Origin of the sequence: Oceanobacter antarcticus, assembly GCF_044962685.1 — a bacterium.
Classification (GTDB): Bacteria; Pseudomonadota; Gammaproteobacteria; order Pseudomonadales; family Oceanobacteraceae; genus Oceanobacter; species Oceanobacter antarcticus.
Genome location: NZ_JBBKTX010000131.1, coordinates 1 through 243, shown reverse-complemented (window position 1 = coordinate 243; position 243 = coordinate 1). Strand labels below are relative to the sequence as shown.

Genomic DNA, 243 nt, shown 5'->3' with positions numbered 1-243 from the left:
TTCTGCTGCGTGGTACCAAGCGTGACGAAGTTGAACGTGGACAGGTACTGGCGAAGCCAGGTTCTATCACGCCTCACACCAAGTTCGAATCCGAAGTATACGTACTGGGTAAAGATGAAGGAGGTCGTCACACGCCATTCTTCAAAGGTTACCGTCCTCAGTTCTACTTCCGTACCACCGACGTCACCGGTGCGTGTGAACTGCCAGAAGGCGTGGAAATGGTCATGCCAGGTGACAACGTTC

1 protein-coding gene is annotated in these 243 nt (G+C 53.1%); it reads left to right on the top strand.

Features of this window, described 5'->3' with window-relative positions:
* A partial coding sequence (locus WG929_RS21225) for an EF-Tu C-terminal domain-related protein (RefSeq protein ID WP_494517123.1) occupies window positions 1–243 on the top strand: 243 nt, incomplete at both ends.